Raw genomic sequence first — 17,512 nt, 5'->3', positions numbered from 1 at the left:
AAGCCGATATCTCGAGGGCGAGAACATGCGAGATTGCCGCGGTTTTCGCGACAGTTCGTGCGTTCTCTTCTCATTCTAGATTCGTAAGGAAGAGTGCCATGTCAGACATCCTGATTGACCGGCCCGAACTTGAGGGCATTGGTCAGTATGAATTCGGTTGGCACGATAAAGATGCGGCTGGAGCAAGCGCTCGCCGAGGCATCAGTGCTGAAGTAGTTTCGGACATCTCTGGGCTGAAGTCTGAGCCCGAGTGGATGCTCAAGATGCGCTTGAAGGCGTATGAGATCTTTGGCCGTAAGCCCATGCCCAACTGGGGTGCAGATCTCTCCGGTATTCACTTCGACAACATCAAGTACTTTGTCCGTTCAACGGAACGTCAGGCACAAACCTGGGAAGACCTCCCTGATGAAATCAAGGACACCTACGAGAAGTTAGGTATTCCTGAGGCAGAGCGTCAGCGTCTCGTTGCCGGTGTGGCTGCACAGTACGAATCTGAAGTGGTTTACCACCAGATCAACGAAGAGCTCGAGCGCCAGGGCGTCATCTTCATGGACACCGACACTGCTCTGAAAGAGCACCCCGAATTCTTCGAGGAATACTTCGGCACCGTTATCCCTTCGGGAGATAACAAGTTCGCTGCACTCAACACTGCTGTGTGGTCGGGCGGATCCTTCGTCTACGTGCCCCCAGGTGTGCACGTTGAGATTCCTCTTCAGGCCTACTTCCGCATTAACACTGAAAACATGGGTCAGTTCGAGCGCACCCTCATCATTGCTGACGAGGGAAGCTACGTGCACTACATCGAGGGATGTACTGCACCGATCTACAAGAGCGACTCGCTGCACTCTGCTGTGGTGGAAATCATTGTGAAGAAGAACGCTCGCGTTCGCTACACCACCATCCAGAACTGGTCCAACAACGTATACAACCTGGTCACCAAGCGTGCGATTGCACACGAGGGTGCAACCATGGAGTGGATTGATGGCAACCTCGGTTCCAAGGTCACCATGAAGTACCCCTCGGTCTACCTGGTCGGCGAAGGTGCAAAGGGTGAGACTCTCTCCATTGCTTTCGCAGGTCCCGGACAGCACCAAGACGCTGGCGCCAAGATGATCCACATGGCTCCCAACACGCAGAGCTCAATCGTCTCTAAGTCGATTGCTCGTGGAGGTGGCCGTGCCGGTTACCGCGGTGAAATCCGTATCGATGCCAATGCCCACAACTCGGCTAACACCGTTCGTTGTGATGCGCTCTTGGTGGACACTCAGTCTCGTTCTGATACCTACCCTGCTATCGACATTCGTGTCGATGACGTTCAACTCGGCCACGAGGCAACTGTCTCCAAGGTCAGTGAAGACCAGCTCTTCTATCTGATGAGCCGCGGTATGGCAGAAGACGAAGCAATGGCCATGATTGTTCGTGGATTCATTGAACCCATCTCTCGTGAACTTCCCATGGAATATGCACTCGAGCTCAACAAGCTGATTGAAATCGGCATGGAAGGATCCGTGGGCTAAGTGACTGTTCCCGTACAAGTTCGTTCTGCGCGCCCGAAATCCACTAATCCAGCCGATTTTGAGGCCGTGACCGGTCGTGAACTCGACTGGAAGTTCACCCCTGTAGCCAAGCTGCAGGAACTCATTGCTGGCGATCTCGATGGCTCGCGCTTTGACTACACCGCTTCAGAAACAGCTGGAGTATCCCTCTCGTGGATTCCTGTTTCTGACCCACGTGTTGGTTCCGCTGGCCTTCCCGAAGACAAGGCTTCTGCCAATGCGTGGGCAGCTGCTACCGAGGTTCTTCTGGTTTCTGTCACGTCTGAAGATGTCTCCGAGATCACGATTACTCGTGATGCACTCGGCACCACTCACCGCGCAGCTCACATTGTGATTGAGGCAGCACCGTTCTCTAAGGGAACTGTTGTTCTTCAGAACAACGGAGATGCTCGTCTGGTTGAGAACGTCGAGATTCTCGTCGGTGCTGAAGCGCAGCTCAACGTCATCTCTGTCCAGGAATGGAACGATGACGCACTGCACTTAGCTAGCCACTTCTCGCGTGTGGGTCGCAATGCATCACTTCAGCACAGCGTTGTCTCGCTGACTGGAGAAGTTATTCGCGTGAACCCTTCCACCGTTTTGGCTGAAGATGGTTCTTCGGTCAACATGCTCGGTGTCTACTTCGCAGATGCGCACCAGCACATCGAGCAGCAGGTCTACGTTAACCACGACGCACCCCAGTCCAAGAGCCGTGTTACCTACAAGGGTGCACTGCAGGGCAAGGGTGCTCGCACAGTCTGGATCGGTGACGTCCTCATCGGCAACAAGGCAACCGGCACTGACTCCTATGAGCAGAACCGTAACCTCATGCTCACCGAGGGCACACGTGCTGACTCGATTCCTAACCTCGAGATTGAAACCGGCGATATTGCAGGTGCTGGTCACGCGTCAGCAACTGGTCGTTTCGATGACGAGCAGCTCTTCTATCTCCAGGCCCGCGGCATTAGTGAAGAAGAAGCACGCCGACTGGTCGTTCGTGGATTCTTGAATGAAGTTGTTCAGCAGCTCGGTGTTCCTGCTCTGGCTGAGCGCATTGAGGCTTCCCTCAACGCCGAACTCGAAGCAGGAGTGAAGTAATGGCTGCTGAAAAGGTATGTGCTGCAAGTGAGCTCGTGCTCAACCAAGCCAAGAAGGTTGTTGTGGGCGGCATTCCCGTTGCACTCGTTCTTGACGCAGCTGGAGATATCCACGCCATTGGTGACACCTGCACGCACGGAGATATTTCCCTCTCTGAAGGGTTCGTCGAAGACGACACCCTTGAATGCTGGGCTCACGGCTCCAAGTTTGAACTCACCACCGGCAAGCCACTGACGTTGCCTGCCTACGAACCCGTTCCCGTTTTTGTCGTCGATGTCATCGACGGCGAGATTTTCATTGACCCCACCGTCACGAAAGAGATCTAAGCCATGTCAACTCTGAAGATCACCGACCTGCACGTTAGCGTCGAGACCGACCAGGGCACCAAGCAGATTCTGCGCGGCGTCAACCTTGAGATCAACTCGGGTGAGACCCACGCGATCATGGGACCTAACGGTTCAGGAAAGTCGACCCTGGCTTACACAATCGCAGGACACCCCAAGTACACCGTGGACAGCGGTTCCATCACTCTCGATGGCGTTGATGTGCTCGAGATGAGCGTGGACGAACGTGCCAAGGCTGGCCTGTTCTTGGCCATGCAGTACCCCGTTGAGATCCCTGGTGTGACAGTCACCAACTTCCTCCGCACCGCAAAGACCGCCATTGATGGTGAAGCACCGTCTCTGCGTAACTGGATCAAGGATGTTCGCGAATCAATGGCGAACCTCAAGATGGACTCCAGCTTTGCTGAACGCAACGTCAACGAAGGCTTCTCGGGTGGAGAGAAGAAGCGTCACGAGATTCTTCAGCTCGAACTGCTCAAGCCCAAGTTTGCTGTACTGGATGAGACTGATTCTGGTTTGGACGTAGACGCACTCAAGATCGTTTCTGAAGGCGTGAACCGTGCCAAGGAGAACTCAGACATGGGTGTGCTGCTGATTACTCACTACACACGCATTCTTCGTTACATCAAGCCTGAGTTCGTTCACGTATTCGTCAACGGCAAGGTTGCTGAAGAAGGCGGCCCCGAGCTCGCTGATCGCCTCGAATCTGAGGGTTACGACCGTTACCTCGAGATTGCCTAACAATGTCCTCTGAGCTCTCTGATGAACGCTACAACGAGTGCATTGATGCACTCAAAGAGGTCATGGACCCCGAACTAGGTATCAACATTGTTGACCTGGGGCTCATCTATGACCTCAAGTGGGATGACGAGAATGATGCACTGATCATTCACATGACTCTGACCAGTGCTGGTTGCCCTCTCACCGATGTGATTGAAGAGCAGACCGCTGAAGCACTGGATAAGGTCGTTGATGCATTCCGTATCAACTGGGTGTGGATGCCACCATGGGGACCTGAGAAGATCACCGACGACGGCCGCGAAATGATGCGAGCCCTCGGATTCTCTATATAGAGACCAGTTCGTCGTAACAATTCTTGGAAGAAATTTTTCACAATTTCTTGTGAACGTTTAGCCTGAGAACATGCCTCAGGGATTCAATACGCGGTCAATTCACGCAGGACAAACCTCAGACCCCACCACAGGTGCTGTTGTCCCGCCCATCTATCTCTCCTCGACATTCGAGCAAGAGGTCGCTGGAACGCCCCTGAATGGTTTTGAATACTCTCGCTGTGATAACCCCACCCGCACAGCTCTGCAAGAGAACCTGACCTCGCTTGAGGGTGGATTGATGTCCTACTCCTTCGCGAGTGGCATGGCAGCCGAAGATGCCTTCCTTCGTGCTGTTCTGAAGCCGGGTGACCACATCGTGCTGGGTAATGACGCCTACGGTGGTTCCTACCGCGCTATTGAACAGGTTTATGGTGCCTGGGGTGTAACTAACTCGTGCATCGACTTCACTGATCTCACCTCTGTCGAGGAGATCATCAAGACCACCAAGCCCCGCGTGGTGCGCATTGAAACACCCACCAACCCCATGATGACCATCGTGGACATTGAAGGCGTTTCAAACATTGCCCACAAGCACGGTGCGCTGGTTCTCGTAGATAACACCTTTGCCACACCAGCACTGCAGCGCCCACTTGAGCTCGGCGCTGACGTTGTTTTGCACTCCACCACTAAATACCTCGGTGGGCACAGCGACGTTGTGGGTGGCGCCATTGTTCTCAAAGATGCTGAGCTTGCAGAAAAAGTTGCTCAGATTCAGAACTGGCTGGGCGCTATTTCCTCACCATTTGATGCCTATCTGACCATGCGTGGAATCAAGACGCTCGGTGTGCGGATGGAGCGTCACTCCAGCAACGCGTTGGCATTGGCTGAACGGTTTGAAAGCCACAAGGCCGTTGAGCGTATTCTTTATCCAGGTCTTACTTCTCACCCTGGTCACGACGTGGCCAAGCGTCAGATGTCTCTCTTTGGCGGCATGATGTCGATTCAGCTTGCTGGGGGAGAGAAGGCAGCAACTGCGCTGACTACACGCACGAACCTTTTCATTCTTGCCCCTTCATTGGGTGGGGTTGAATCCCTCATTGAACACCCAGGTCTCATGACTCACCACTCTGTCGAAGGCACTGCTCTTGAAGTTCCTGCGAACCTCGTTCGCATCAGTGTGGGCATCGAGGATATCGATGACCTCATCGAAGACCTTGCGCAAGCACTGGATTCTCTGCTGTAATCAGTACTCGCGAATACGCAAAGACCTACAGGTTGATCTGTTCGTCGCACCCCTGCGACATTTCACCTGTATAAAGCGAAAGCCCCTGACATTCGTCAGGGGCTTTCGTGTTGAAAACTGCCTTACTTGGTGCGGGTGCTGAGCTTCCACACGAGAGGAAGCAGTCCACCTGCAGCCAGGGCCTTGAGCAGGTCACCTGGAATGAAGGGGTAGAGACCTGCCTGGAGAGTTGCGCTCAGGTCGTTGGGGTAACCCAGCTGACCGAGAGCAACAGAGAGCCAGGGGAGACCTACTGCGTAGATGACGGCGGTTCCAGCTAGGAATGCACCGATGGTACCGAGAACCTTACGGTCCCACTCCTTCTGTGCAAGCCAACCAACAAGAGCTGCTGCCAGAACGAAACCAATCATGTAACCACCGGTAGGGCCAGCAAGCTTTTCAAGACCTGCACCACCTTCAGCGAAGATGGGAAGACCGGCTACGCCGAGGCCGACGTACAAGAGCATGGAGAGTGCACCACGGAGAGAACCGAGGGTTGCACCGACGAACAGCACCGCGAAGGTCTGTCCCGTGATGGGCACAGGCCACATAGGGATAACCAGCTGTGCTGCGCCCGCGGTCAGAGCTGCACCAGCAGCAATGAGGGCAACATCGGTAACGAGAGTGCGTGAACCGAGACGGTCAACGAGCACAGGACGTGAAGCAGCAAGAGTGATGTTCGACATAGAAATATACTAAAGGAAGTAATGAGCCTTATGGCTTAGCCAAGATGTACCAAAGAATCGGGAAAAGCCTGTGCTCAACGTCCAAGACCTTGAGCTGCGCGTAGGCGCCCGAGTGCTGATGTCGGAAGTTTCCTTCCGTGTTTCCAACGGAGACAAGATTGGGTTGGTCGGCCGTAATGGTGCCGGCAAGACCACGTTGACAAAAACACTCGCAGGCGATCTGCAACCAGCTGGTGGCCTCATTGAGGTCGGCGGAGAGATTGGTTATCTCCCGCAGGATCCTCGCTCCGGTGACCCTGAAGAGCTTGCTCGCACCCGTATTCTCAACGCACGTGGCCTCGGATCCCTGGTTCAGGGGATGGCCGAGAGCAGCATGCTCATGGGTGATGCTGATGAAAAGGTCGCCGCCGAAGCAATGCGTAAGTATGGCGAACTCGCTGACCGCTTTGATGCTCTCGGTGGTTATGCCGCTGAGGCGGAAGCTGCCTCTATTGCTTCTAACCTCAAACTTCCTGATCGTATTCTCGAACAGCCTCTGAAGACGCTCTCGGGTGGTCAGCGTCGACGTATTGAACTGGCACGTATTTTGTTCTCCGGAGCGGAAACAATGCTCCTCGATGAGCCCACGAACCACTTGGATGCAGACTCGGTTGTCTGGCTGCGTGAATTCCTCAAGGGCTACCAAGGTGGATTGATCATCATCAGTCACGATGTTGAGCTTGTCGGCGAAACGGTGAACCGCGTGTTCTATCTCGACGCTAACCGTCAAGTCATTGACGTCTACAACATGAGCTGGAAGAACTACCAGAAGCAGCGCGAACAGGACGAACAGCGCCGCAAGCGTGAACGTGCCAATGCTGAACAGAAGGCAACAACGCTTCAAACTCAGGCTGCCAAGATGGGTGCTCGTGCTTCAGGTGCTGTGGCAGCAAAGCAGATGGCTCGTCGTGCTGAAACACTCCTGGCCGGTCTTGATGAAGTTCGCATGAGCGACAAGGTGGCGAAGCTGCGCTTCCCGGATCCTGCTCCCTGTGGCAAGACCCCCCTGATGGCAACTGACCTGTCTCGTTCCTATGGTTCACTGGAGATTTTCACCGCTGTAGACCTCGCCATTGACCGTGGCTCTCGCGTGGTCATCTTGGGATTCAACGGAGCCGGAAAAACCACTCTTCTGCGCATTCTTGCGGGCGTGGACAAGCCCGACACCGGTGAAGTCATCGAAGGCCATGGCCTCAAGGTCGGCTACTACGCCCAGGAGCACGAAACTCTGCGCGTGCAGGACTCGGTTCTTCAGAACATGGTTTCTGCTGCAGCACACATGACAGAGACAGAGTGCCGCAAGGTGCTGGGTTCCTTCCTGTTCTCCGGTGATGACGTTCTCAAGCCTGCGGGGGTTCTCTCCGGTGGCGAGAAGACGCGTCTGGCATTAGCCATGCTCGTAGTTTCGAGTGCCAACGTTTTGCTCTTGGACGAGCCCACTAACAACTTGGATCCTGTTTCTCGTGAGGAGATCCTAGGTGCCCTGGCCAGCTATAAGGGTTCCGTTGTCTTGGTCTCTCACGACCCCGGTGCCGTTGAAGCGCTCAACCCTGAACGTGTGTTGATCTTGCCCGATGGTATTGAAGACCACTGGAACAAGGAATATGCCGACCTCATTGAGTTGGCGTAATTCACTGAGACCACACTCTGGGTCTAGTCTCGAGGTATGGGGACTAGAGATGTATTTGTCGCGTCAATTGCGGCAGTTACTGGGGCAGGAATAGTTTTTGGCTTAGGGGTAGGGCTTAATGCCTCAAATGTCTCTTCGCCAACATCTTCAACTGGTGTTTGCTTTGACGGTGTCGACGGAATTGACGGTACCGATGGCGCTAACGGTACAAACGGTACCAATGGCACTGACGGCACAAACGGTACCAATGGCACTAACGGTACCAATGGGACTGACGGCACTAACGGTACCAACGGCACTAACGGCACTAACGGCACAGACGGCACTAATGGAACTCCTGGCCCCACCGGTGCTACTGGAGCAACTGGAGCAACAGGTGCTACCGGTGTGTGTGACGCATCGACCCTAGCTTCAATCTCAGGGAATGTTGTTCCTGCGGTAGACAACTTCTACACACTCGGGCTTCCAGATAAGCGCTGGAAAAGCCTTCAATTAGGCCCAGGGACTATTTACATCCAAGACACCACAACCGGTGTCCAAACAGGCATTGCCGTGGACAACGGAAGTCTTCTCGTTGACGGTGCAGACTCACTTCGAATCGGGAACATTCGTTTGACCTCGACCGGCCTCGAGTCGATAGTTTCTGGTCAGGACATCTCAATTGGTAACCGTGGAGATCTAGGATTCCTTGTACCTTCCCGGGGGATTAAGTTCCCAGATGGAACAACTCAAACTTCTGCTCAGCTTCAAGGCCCTGCCGGTCCTCAAGGAGCTCAAGGTATTCAGGGAGTTCAAGGACCAGTCGGACCGGCGTTTGCCCCTGTTGAGCTGCCATACACGCTCGGTGGCGGAACGATCTCTGGCACGCAGCCAACATTTAACGGCGCACCGATGTTCTACGGTGCTTATGTACGAACCGGTGCAACCGTTTTCTTCAACGTGACGGTGGTTATGACGAACATCACCGGTTTTGGAACTGGTCAGTATTACGTGACTCTGCCATTTGCCTCAAAGTACGGATACTCAACCAGTGAAGGCCGCATCACGGATACCTCATCTGGACACGACTTTACGCTGCACGGCTACGCGGATGCGGGCAGTAACATCTTGGAACTGACCTACGACAGCGGATCTCAACAGGTGATGTTTGACCACAACTCTCCGGTGACACTGACTACCTCTGACGTTTTCGTTATTTCAGGAACCTATATCCCTCAATAGTTTGAGCTTGCATGAGGTGGCACAGCGCTTGTGAGGTTACTCAGGCGTAGCCTGTACTCATGCTGATTGCAGAGCCTATAGATGTTCCCGTTTGGGTGAACGGTCTTGCTATTGGTGTTGCAAGTCTGCAGGGCGCTATTTACGCATCGGGTTTCCGTGATCGCAAACTTGACCTGTTTGGTGTTGCAGTTATCGGTATTGCAACTGGGTTGGGCGGAGGATTCCTCCGTGACATCCTGCTCAATCGTCTCCCCATTGCTCTCACCGAGAATTGGTACATCCTCACTGCTCTTGTTGCTGCCCTGCTCGGTATGTTTTTGGCGAGAATCTTCCGTCGCATTGACTGGCTGATTACTGTTCTTGACGCATTGGCTTTGGGGTTGTTTGGCGCACTCGGAACGACCGCTGCCTTGGTTTCTGGTTTGCCCTTTGTTCCCGCACTCTTTGTCGGCGTGATCACTGCTGTGGGTGGAGGTTTCATTCGCGACCTCCTGCTCAACATGCCTATCTCAGTCATGCACGTGGGTTCTCTCTACGCCATCGCGGCGACAGCGGGATCTATTGTCTTGCTCGGATTCAATGAAGCAAATATCGGTTTAGAAATTAGTGTTCCCGTCAGCGTTGCTGTCACAACTGTCTTGAGACTTTTGGCAGTGCGTTTCGGGTGGTCACTTCCAGAGCAGCGCATGTTGAAGTCTTTGCGCAATCCCAAGCTTGTGCGACCAACCGATTTGACTGGGCCTGTCGACGTTCAACGAGACCTGTAATGCCCACTTATCGCGACGAGGGAGTGGTGCTACGCACCCACAAACTCGGTGAAGCAGATCGTATTGTCACCCTTCTGACCAAGGGCCATGGCAAGGTTCGTGCCGTTGCCAAGGGTGTGCGTAGAACGTCGTCCAAGTTCGGTGCTCGCTTAGAGCCCTTCATGGTCGCAGACATTCAGTTCTATGAAGGCCGAAGCTTGGACACTATTCAGCAGGCAGAAACCATCGCGTCCTATGGTGCTGACATTGTGGATGACTATCCACGATTCACCGCGGCCAGCGTGATGGTTGAAACCGCCGACAAGGTGACCGAGCTAGAAGGCTCCCCGCAGCAGTACCTGCTGCTGGTGGGAGCCTTGCGCTCACTCTCTCGTCAAGAGCACCCGACCGAACTCACTTTGGATTCTTATCTTTTGCGTGCGTTGAGCTTGGCAGGGTGGGCTCCCACATTTGATAGCTGTGCTCGTTGTGGCGAAGTGGGCCCGCACGAAAGTTTTGTCGTTCAACTTGGTGGAATGGTCTGTGTGAAGTGTGCGCCTCCCGGTGCTCCACACATCGTTCCAGACGTCGTACTTCTTCTGGATGCACTTGTTCGTGGCGAGTGGGATGCGGCAGAGGCTCATACCCAGCAGAATTGGAGCAAGGCATCTGCCTTGGTCTCTGCCTATACCCAGTGGCATTTGGAACGAACCCTTCGATCTTTGGAGCATGTAGCGAAATGAGTAAGCCCTACACTCACACAGACGCGGTCGAATACAAGCCCATTGACTGGACGGGTGTCTATCCACCTTCCTTTGATGGTGCTGTTCCTAACCACGTTGCCATCGTGATGGATGGCAATGGACGCTGGGCGAACCAGCGCGGTCTCACCCGTGTGGAAGGCCACAAAGCCGGTGAAGCAGCTCTGCTTGATGTTGTGGCCGGAGCAATTCAGGCTGGTGTGAAGCACCTCAGTGTCTATGCCTTCAGCACCGAGAACTGGAAGCGCTCACCTGATGAAGTGCGCTTCTTGATGGGCTTCAACCGTGATGTTCTCCACCGACGTCGCGATCAGCTCAACGAATGGGATGTGCGCGTGCGCTGGGCAGGCCGCAAGCCCAAGCTGTGGGCATCCGTGATTGACGAGCTTCAATACGCCGAAGAACTCACCAAGAACAACAAGACTCTGACTTTGACCATGTGTGTGAACTATGGCGGTCGTACAGAAATAGCGGACGCGGTGCGCAAGATCGCAGAAGATGTTGCCTCAGGAAAGATCAACCCCAGCAAGGTCACTGAGAAGTACCTCGCGAAAAACCTCTACATTCCAGATATGCCCGATGTGGATCTCTTTGTTCGTTCCAGCGGAGAACAGCGCACATCGAACTTCTTGCTCTGGCAATCGGCATATGCCGAAATGGTGTTCCTGAACCAGCTCTGGCCTTCTTTCTCGCGCACAGACCTGTGGGAAAGCATTGAGCAATACATTGGTCGCGATCGCAGATTCGGCGGGGCTATTGATAAGCCCAGCGCGAAATAGCCTGCGCAGAGTTCTTTCTCCGCCTAAAGTCGTGGCATGAGCAGACCTATCCGAGTGGTCTTCCTCGGCTTCTATTTCGAAGCCTGGGATGCGCTTGATGCTGTCTATCGAGGAATGCTGGCAGACCCTCGCTTTGATCCGCTGGTGGTTTCTTTGCCGCGCAAGCTCACCGGTTATGACAAGTTCCGTGATGAGAAAAAGGTAAGTGCTTTTCTTGACTCTCAGGGCATCGCACATGAGCGTTTTTCTTTCAAGAAGAGCAAAGATGGCCTGGCCAGGCTCAAAGAACTTGCCCCTGACTATGTGTTCTTGAACTATCCCTGGCAGCGCAACTACAAGAAGAACTACCAGATAGAAAAACTGGTCGAGTTCACCAAAGTTTGCTACGTTCCCTACTTCTCCACTTCTCTCGTGCAGGAGCCGGGGGAGTCGGGTGTTGCTCCGCATCAATACACTCAGCCCACTCACCAACTAGCTCACATGGTGTTCTTGCAAGATGCTGACACCAAAGCTGCCTTTGATGCCAGCGGTCGCGGTGATCACGCTTTCTTGACCGGAACGCCCAAGATTGATGCCTTGATGGCTGCTAAATCAGAAGTCCCCTCAATCTGGCCCATTGTGAGAGAACACAATGCGAAAACAGAACCTTTCAAACTGATTTGGGCACCCCATCACAGTTATGCCGATCGCTGGTTGAACTTTGGTCATTTCAACGACCAACGTGAACCTATGTTGGCCTTCGCTAGATCGCACCCGGAGATGGACATTGTCTTCAGGCCACATCCATTCTTGTTTGGCACCATGACTGACCGTGAAGTGATGACACAAGAAGAGGTCGATGACTGGCGTTCGCGCTGGGATGCTCTTCCCAACACTTTCACCGATCTTGGCGCCCCGTTGACTGCCCTGTTGCTTGCTTCAGATGCGCTGGTGACCGACGGAGTCTCATTCCTCGCGGAATACCCACTTGTGACAGGGAAGCCCGCCATCTTTTGGGAAAAAAAGGTGCACTGGGACTTCTCTCCATTGGGGAATGTCGCAGCAGCTTCTACCGTTACAGTTCACACGATGCTGGAAGTTGAACAAGCCATTGCGCAGGCCCAATCGGGATCTTTGCCAGACCGAACTGCTGAAATTCAAGCTCTCGTTACGGCAGTTCGCCCACAGCCTGCATCTGCGGCCCAGACCATTATTGAACTCGTTGCAAAGGATTATTCATGACCAATCCCCTCAAGGTCGATATCTGGTCTGACGTGCAGTGCCCCTGGTGTTACATCGGCAAGCGCAAGTTTGAGAAGGGCGCAGAGCTCTATGGCCGCCCTGTTGAGATTGAGTACCACTCGTTTGAGCTTGCTCCCGATACTCCCGTCGACTTCGAGGGCGATCCTGTTCAGTACCTGAGTGAACGTAAAGGTATTCCTGTTGAGCAGGTGCACCAGATGTTAGAGCGCGTTACTGGCATTGCCGAGAGTGTGGGTCTGCACTACAACTATGACCAGGTGCACCAGACCAACACCATCAAGGCGCATGAGCTCCTGCACTATGCCAAAGCACATGGCAAGCAACTCGAGATGAAAGAACGCCTCCTCAAGGCCTACTTCATCGACGGAGAGCATGTCGGCAAGAGCGAGAACCTGGCCAAGTTAGCTGCTGAAGTTGGCCTTGATGAGGCCGATGTGCTGCGTTCACTGATCGAGGAGGAGTTCCTTGATGCCGTGAAGGCAGATATGGCCCAGGCTCAGGCGTATGGCATCAACGGTGTTCCGTTCTATGTCATTGACGGCAAATACGGCATCTCTGGTGCACAGGATTCCGCCACCTTCGCTGCAGCACTCACAGAAGCTGCAGAAAACAGAAACTAACTCTTCTCATTCGGCTACAGTCCCAGCACACAACGTGGGATACTGGATACACAGGAGCGAATGACGATGACGAGTGTGAAGACAGGTGCCCGCGCGGGCAATTTGAACATTGGGCCTATTCAGGCCGAGGTTCCTGTCGTACTCGCACCCATGGCTGGAATTACTAACATGGCCTACCGTCGCCTCTGCCGCGAGCAGGGCTCCGGAATCTTCGTCTCCGAGATGATTACCTCTCGTGCACTCGTTGAGCGCACACCAGGCTCAATGCATTTGATTCAGACCCACCCAAGCGAAGAAATCCGCTCCATTCAGCTTTATGGTGTTGCACCCAAAACAGTGCGTGAAGCAGTGACCATGCTGGTGGCAGAAGACCGCGCAGACCACATTGACTTGAACTTTGGTTGCCCCGTACCCAAGGTCACCCGCAAGGGTGGCGGTTCTGCTTTGCCTTGGAAGAAAGATCTGTTCCGCGAGATTGTTGAAGAAGCAGTCAAGGCGGCAGGAGACATTCCTCTGACCATCAAGATGCGTAAAGGTATCGACGCAGACCACCTCACCTTCATCGAAGCGGGGAAAGCAGCTGAGGGTGCTGGAGTGTCCGCAATTGCTCTGCACGGTCGCACGGCTGCTGAGTTTTACTCAGGGCACGCTGACTGGAACGCCATCGGTGAGCTCAAGCAAGCCATCACAAGTGTTCCTGTTCTAGGTAATGGCGACATCTGGTCTGCTGAAGACGCGATTCGCATGATGGATCAGACTGACTGTGATGGTGTTGTGGTTGGACGCGGATGCCTTGGGCGTCCATGGCTATTCGCTGAATTGGACGCCGCGTTCCGCGAGCGTGCTGGATTACAAGAACCCGGTAACAGGGTTGAGCCCACGCTGGGTTATGTCGCAGCCACGCTTCGCCGTCACCTTGAGTTGTTGATTGAATTCTTTGACACTGAAGAGCATGCCTGCCGCGATATTCGCAAGCACATGGCGTGGTACTTCAAGGGGTATCCCGTCGGGGGAGACGTGCGCTCTCAACTGGCTCAGGTCACGAGCTTGCAGCACTTGGACGACCTCCTTGGACAGCTCGACTGGTCGGTGCCATACCCCGGTGCAGATGCCGAGGGTCAGCGTGGTCGCCAGGGCACGCCCAAGCGACCTTCTCTGCCTGATCAGTGGTTGGCTTCACAGTCGCTCAGCGACGCTGAAAAGGCCGTTGTTGCCCACGCTGAAATCGATGCGAGTGGTGGCTAATGTCTGATCACATTCACGAAACCGCTTCTATCCCGACAATTACCCCGGGATACTCCGAGTTTGATGCCGAGCGCATGCTCGAGGAGACACACTCCTCACGTCGTTCCGACTTTGCGCGTGACCGTGCGCGTTTGCTGCATTCAAGTGCGCTGCGTCGCCTTTCTGCAAAGACCCAAGTTCTCAGTCCCACAGCAGGTCTCGACTTTGCTCGTAACCGCCTCACTCATTCACTTGAGGTTGCTCAGGTTGGTCGTGAGATCGCTGGACGTTTGCGTCTTGATCCAGATGTAGTTGACACTGCGTGTCTTGCTCATGACATCGGGCACCCGCCCTTTGGCCACAATGGTGAGAAAGCTTTGAGTACGTGGTCTGAGGACATCGGGGGATTTGAAGGTAATGCTCAAACTCTTCGTTTGATCACCCGCCTCGAGCCCAAAGTTTTTGGAACCGACGGGCGCAGCTTTGGCTTGAACCTCACCCGGGCCAGTTTGGATGCCAGCACGAAGTATCCCTGGCCCGAACAGCAGGCCGTGATTGATCCCACCGGCCGTGCCAAGTTTGGGTTCTATGCCGATGATGTTGATGTCTTTGACTGGATGCGCCAAGGTGCACCTGACCGCCAGCGTTGCATCGAAGCACAGGTAATGGACCTCAGTGATGACATCGCCTACTCCGTGCACGACTTCGAAGACGCCATTGTCAACGGCTACGTTGATGCAGGCGAGCTGGGTGCTCGTGTTAACCACGATGAACTCGTTGAGTCGATGTTTGAGTGGATTGGTGGTGAGTTCACTCACGATGAACTCATTGCCGCCTTTGACCGCTTAGACAACCTCGATGTTTGGGTAGACACATGGGATGGCTCGCGCATCGCGCAAGCCAAGCTCAAGAACTTGACCAGCCAGCTGATTGGACGTTTTGCGCATGCTGCCGTTCACGCGACGCGCGAAGCCCATCCGCAGCAGAACCTGGTTCGCTTCGGTGGCAACGTGATTGTTCCTGCTGAGGTCCGGGCTGAGATTGCTGTGCTGAAGGGAATAGTTGCTGCGTTCGTGATGACTACAAATGCACGGAAGCCTGTTTATGCTCACCAGCGTGAGGTGCTTACCGATTTATGTAATGCACTTTTCCAAGGCGGCCCAGCTGTTCTTGATCCACACTTCGGTGAGGATTGGAAAAATACCACTGATGAAGCTGTCCGTCGCCGAATCGTTATTGACCAGGTTGCGAGCCTGACCGACCAATCTGCTTTCGCCTGGCATGACCGTCTGTGTGGCGGGAACAATTCTGCGCAGGTGATTTCCTAGTGGCAGGCCGTATTCGTCAAGCAGACGTGGAAGAGCTCAAGCAGCGCGTCAACATCGCCGATGTCATCGGTGACTACGTAACACTCAAGAGCGCTGGTGTGGGCTCCATGAAAGGACTGTGTCCTTTCCACGATGAGCGCTCACCGAGCTTCCACGTTCGTCCTACGGTGGGCTACTTCCACTGCTTTGGATGTGGAGAGTCCGGTGACGTCTATACCTTCATCCAGAAGATGGACCACCTCAGCTTCACGGAGTCCATTGAGCGTCTCGCTCAGCGCATCAACTTTGAACTTCACTACGAAGAAGGCTCAGGCAAGCCAAATGAGTCTGGCAACCGTTCTCGCATTCTGGCTGCCAATACTGCTGCCGCTGAATTCTTCGTGGCGCAGCTTGCTGCGCCTGGTGCTGCAGAAGGCCGGAAGTTCCTTGGTGAGCGTGGCTTCGACAAGGCAGCGGCAGAACACTTCGGGATTGGCTATGCGCCCAAGGCGTGGAACGAACTTCGTGACCACCTCAAGACCAAGGGCTTCACCGAAGAAGAACAGTTGCAAGCAGGTTTGCTCTCCCAGGGAGACAAGGGCGTATATGACCGCTTCCGTGGTCGCGTGATTTGGCCTATTCGTGATGTGACCGGGCAGACCATTGGTTTTGGTGCCCGCAAGCTCTATGACGATGACCAGGGCCCTAAGTACCTCAATACTCCAGAAACCCCGGTCTATCACAAGCAACAAGTCCTCTACGGACTGGATTTAGCAAAGCGTGACGTCTCGAAATCCCGCCGCGTCGTTGTTGTCGAGGGCTATACCGATGTGATGGCTGCCCACCTCTCTGGGGTGACCACAGCAGTAGCAACCTGTGGAACGAGCTTTGGCGTGGAGCACATCAAACTCATTCGCCGCATCATGGGAGATGACTCGGGTCTCGGTGAAGTCATCTTCACCTTCGACCCAGATGCAGCGGGCCAGAAGGCCGCCATGCGAGCTTTTGCTGAAGAACAACGCTTCGCTGCGCAGACCTTCGTAGCAGTGGCCCCTGAAGGTTTAGATCCCTGTGATCTGCGTTTACAGCGAGGCGAACAAGCTGTTCGAGATCTCATGGACGCCAAGGTGCCCATGTTTGAATTCGTGATTCGTCAGATGCTGAAGAATTACAACCTAGACACTGTCGAGGGACGAGTGGCCGCACTGCGTGAAGCAGCTCCTGTTGTGGCCGATATTCGTGACTCTGCGCTTCGCCCTGGATATACGCGTGAACTTGCTCGCCTCACCGGCGTGGACGTATCAGAGGCCCAGGTTGCTGTTTCAAACGCAGTGAAGGCTTCGCGCTCTAAAGGCATGCAGACCACCTCGGAGGGTGCACGTCAGGGCTATGCAGGGCCTGCCACGAGTCGTCCTGCTGGAGCTCCTGGAGCATCAGTCGATTCGTCCACGGAAACTCCTTCTGAGCCTGAGGGTCCTCGCGTCTTTGAACTGAAGAATGACCCTTCCACGCGTCTCGAACGCGACGCATTGATGGCACTGATCCAATACCCTGAACTCGTCGGACTTGAGCTTGCTGCAGAGGCAGCCCAGTCGGCCATCATGGATGCCAACCTTGCCACCGTGCGCGATGCCATTGGTGCGAATGTGAATGAACTCGGCGGGGAAACCTGGCTTGATCGCATTCAGAATGATCTCCCGCAGGACTTCAAACCGCTAGTTACCCAGCTGGCTGTCGCTCCGCTGCCACAGAAGAACGCAGAACAAACTCAGATTTACTGCCGTGGTGTTGTCATCTCGTTGATTGAGCGTGACCTTGTTCGTCGAAAGTCTGAGCTTGTGGGTCGTCTCCAGCGCACCAGTGTTGATCAAGGTGAAGTCAGCCGCGAGATTCAGAGAGAACTCCTCGATCTTGAGACAAAGCGTCGACTGCTGCGCGAGGATTAG

Annotated in this window: 17 protein-coding genes; 16 read left to right on the top strand and 1 reads right to left on the bottom strand. The window is 54.4% G+C overall.

Features of this window, described 5'->3' with window-relative positions; all coding sequences use genetic code 11:
- Positions 1-98 precede the first annotated feature (98 nt).
- From sufB to M2118_RS04700, 6 genes are all read left to right on the top strand, one after another.
- Positions 99-1,517: a Fe-S cluster assembly protein SufB gene (gene sufB / locus M2118_RS04725; protein ID WP_280794790.1), complete on the top strand. Its 1,419-nt coding sequence runs from the start codon at positions 99-101 to the stop codon at positions 1,515-1,517.
- Positions 1,518-2,633: a Fe-S cluster assembly protein SufD gene (gene sufD / locus M2118_RS04720; RefSeq protein WP_280794789.1), complete on the top strand. Its 1,116-nt coding sequence runs from the start codon at positions 1,518-1,520 to the stop codon at positions 2,631-2,633. It begins immediately after the preceding gene.
- Positions 2,633-2,959 (top strand): non-heme iron oxygenase ferredoxin subunit, encoded by a 327-nt coding sequence (locus M2118_RS04715; protein ID WP_280794788.1) that lies wholly within the window; start codon positions 2,633-2,635, stop codon positions 2,957-2,959. The genes sufD and M2118_RS04715 overlap by 1 nt, the downstream gene beginning before the upstream one ends.
- A 3-nt stretch (positions 2,960-2,962) precedes the next feature.
- The gene (sufC, locus tag M2118_RS04710; RefSeq protein ID WP_280794787.1) at positions 2,963-3,718 is read left to right on the top strand and encodes a Fe-S cluster assembly ATPase SufC; all 756 of its coding nucleotides are present in this window, start codon (positions 2,963-2,965) and stop codon (positions 3,716-3,718) included.
- Positions 3,719-3,720: 2 nt separating this feature from the next.
- Positions 3,721-4,050, top strand: a complete 330-nt coding sequence (locus M2118_RS04705) for a metal-sulfur cluster assembly factor (protein WP_280794786.1) — start codon at positions 3,721-3,723, stop codon at positions 4,048-4,050.
- A gap of 70 nt (positions 4,051-4,120) precedes the next feature.
- Positions 4,121-5,272: a cystathionine gamma-synthase gene (locus tag M2118_RS04700; protein WP_280794785.1), complete on the top strand. Its 1,152-nt coding sequence runs from the start codon at positions 4,121-4,123 to the stop codon at positions 5,270-5,272.
- A 122-nt stretch (positions 5,273-5,394) separates the two neighbouring features.
- Here M2118_RS04700 and M2118_RS04695 read toward each other — a convergent pair whose 3' ends face one another.
- Complete coding sequence (locus tag M2118_RS04695) at positions 5,395-5,997, bottom strand: biotin transporter BioY (protein WP_280794784.1); 603 nt, start codon at positions 5,995-5,997, stop codon at positions 5,395-5,397.
- Between the two features lie 70 nt (positions 5,998-6,067).
- Here M2118_RS04695 and M2118_RS04690 point away from each other — a divergent pair, with 70 nt between their 5' ends.
- From M2118_RS04690 to dnaG, 10 genes are read left to right on the top strand one after another with little or no spacing between them, the layout of a single operon-like run.
- Positions 6,068-7,666, top strand: coding sequence for an ABC-F family ATP-binding cassette domain-containing protein (locus M2118_RS04690; protein WP_280794783.1), 1,599 nt, complete (start codon positions 6,068-6,070; stop codon positions 7,664-7,666).
- A gap of 36 nt (positions 7,667-7,702) precedes the next feature.
- On the top strand, positions 7,703-8,887 hold the full coding sequence (locus M2118_RS04685) for a hypothetical protein (protein WP_280794782.1): 1,185 nt from the start codon (positions 7,703-7,705) through the stop codon (positions 8,885-8,887).
- 59 nt (positions 8,888-8,946) lie between these two features.
- Positions 8,947-9,654, top strand: a complete 708-nt coding sequence (locus tag M2118_RS04680; protein ID WP_280794781.1) for a trimeric intracellular cation channel family protein — start codon at positions 8,947-8,949, stop codon at positions 9,652-9,654.
- A complete protein-coding gene (recO, locus tag M2118_RS04675) occupies positions 9,654-10,376 on the top strand; it encodes a DNA repair protein RecO (RefSeq protein ID WP_280794780.1) in 723 nt (240 codons plus the stop codon). The genes M2118_RS04680 and recO overlap by 1 nt, the downstream gene beginning before the upstream one ends.
- Positions 10,373-11,173, top strand: coding sequence for an isoprenyl transferase (locus tag M2118_RS04670; RefSeq protein WP_280794779.1), 801 nt, complete (start codon positions 10,373-10,375; stop codon positions 11,171-11,173). The genes recO and M2118_RS04670 overlap by 4 nt, the downstream gene beginning before the upstream one ends.
- Before the next feature lie 36 nt (positions 11,174-11,209).
- On the top strand, positions 11,210-12,394 hold the full coding sequence (locus M2118_RS04665) for a hypothetical protein (protein WP_280794778.1): 1,185 nt from the start codon (positions 11,210-11,212) through the stop codon (positions 12,392-12,394).
- On the top strand, positions 12,391-13,035 hold the full coding sequence (locus M2118_RS04660; protein ID WP_280794776.1) for a DsbA family oxidoreductase: 645 nt from the start codon (positions 12,391-12,393) through the stop codon (positions 13,033-13,035). The genes M2118_RS04665 and M2118_RS04660 overlap by 4 nt, the downstream gene beginning before the upstream one ends.
- A gap of 60 nt (positions 13,036-13,095) precedes the next feature.
- Positions 13,096-14,280: a tRNA dihydrouridine synthase DusB gene (gene dusB, locus M2118_RS04655; RefSeq protein ID WP_432418377.1), complete on the top strand. Its 1,185-nt coding sequence runs from the start codon at positions 13,096-13,098 to the stop codon at positions 14,278-14,280.
- Positions 14,280-15,587, top strand: coding sequence for a deoxyguanosinetriphosphate triphosphohydrolase (locus tag M2118_RS04650; RefSeq protein ID WP_280794773.1), 1,308 nt, complete (start codon positions 14,280-14,282; stop codon positions 15,585-15,587). The genes dusB and M2118_RS04650 overlap by 1 nt, the downstream gene beginning before the upstream one ends.
- The gene (dnaG, locus tag M2118_RS04645) at positions 15,587-17,512 is read left to right on the top strand and encodes a DNA primase (protein ID WP_280794772.1); all 1,926 of its coding nucleotides are present in this window, start codon (positions 15,587-15,589) and stop codon (positions 17,510-17,512) included. The genes M2118_RS04650 and dnaG overlap by 1 nt, the downstream gene beginning before the upstream one ends.

The organism is Aurantimicrobium minutum, assembly GCF_029892845.1.
Classification (GTDB): domain Bacteria; phylum Actinomycetota; class Actinomycetes; order Actinomycetales; family Microbacteriaceae; genus Aurantimicrobium; species Aurantimicrobium minutum_B.
This window is presented reverse-complemented; position numbering and strand designations above follow the sequence as displayed.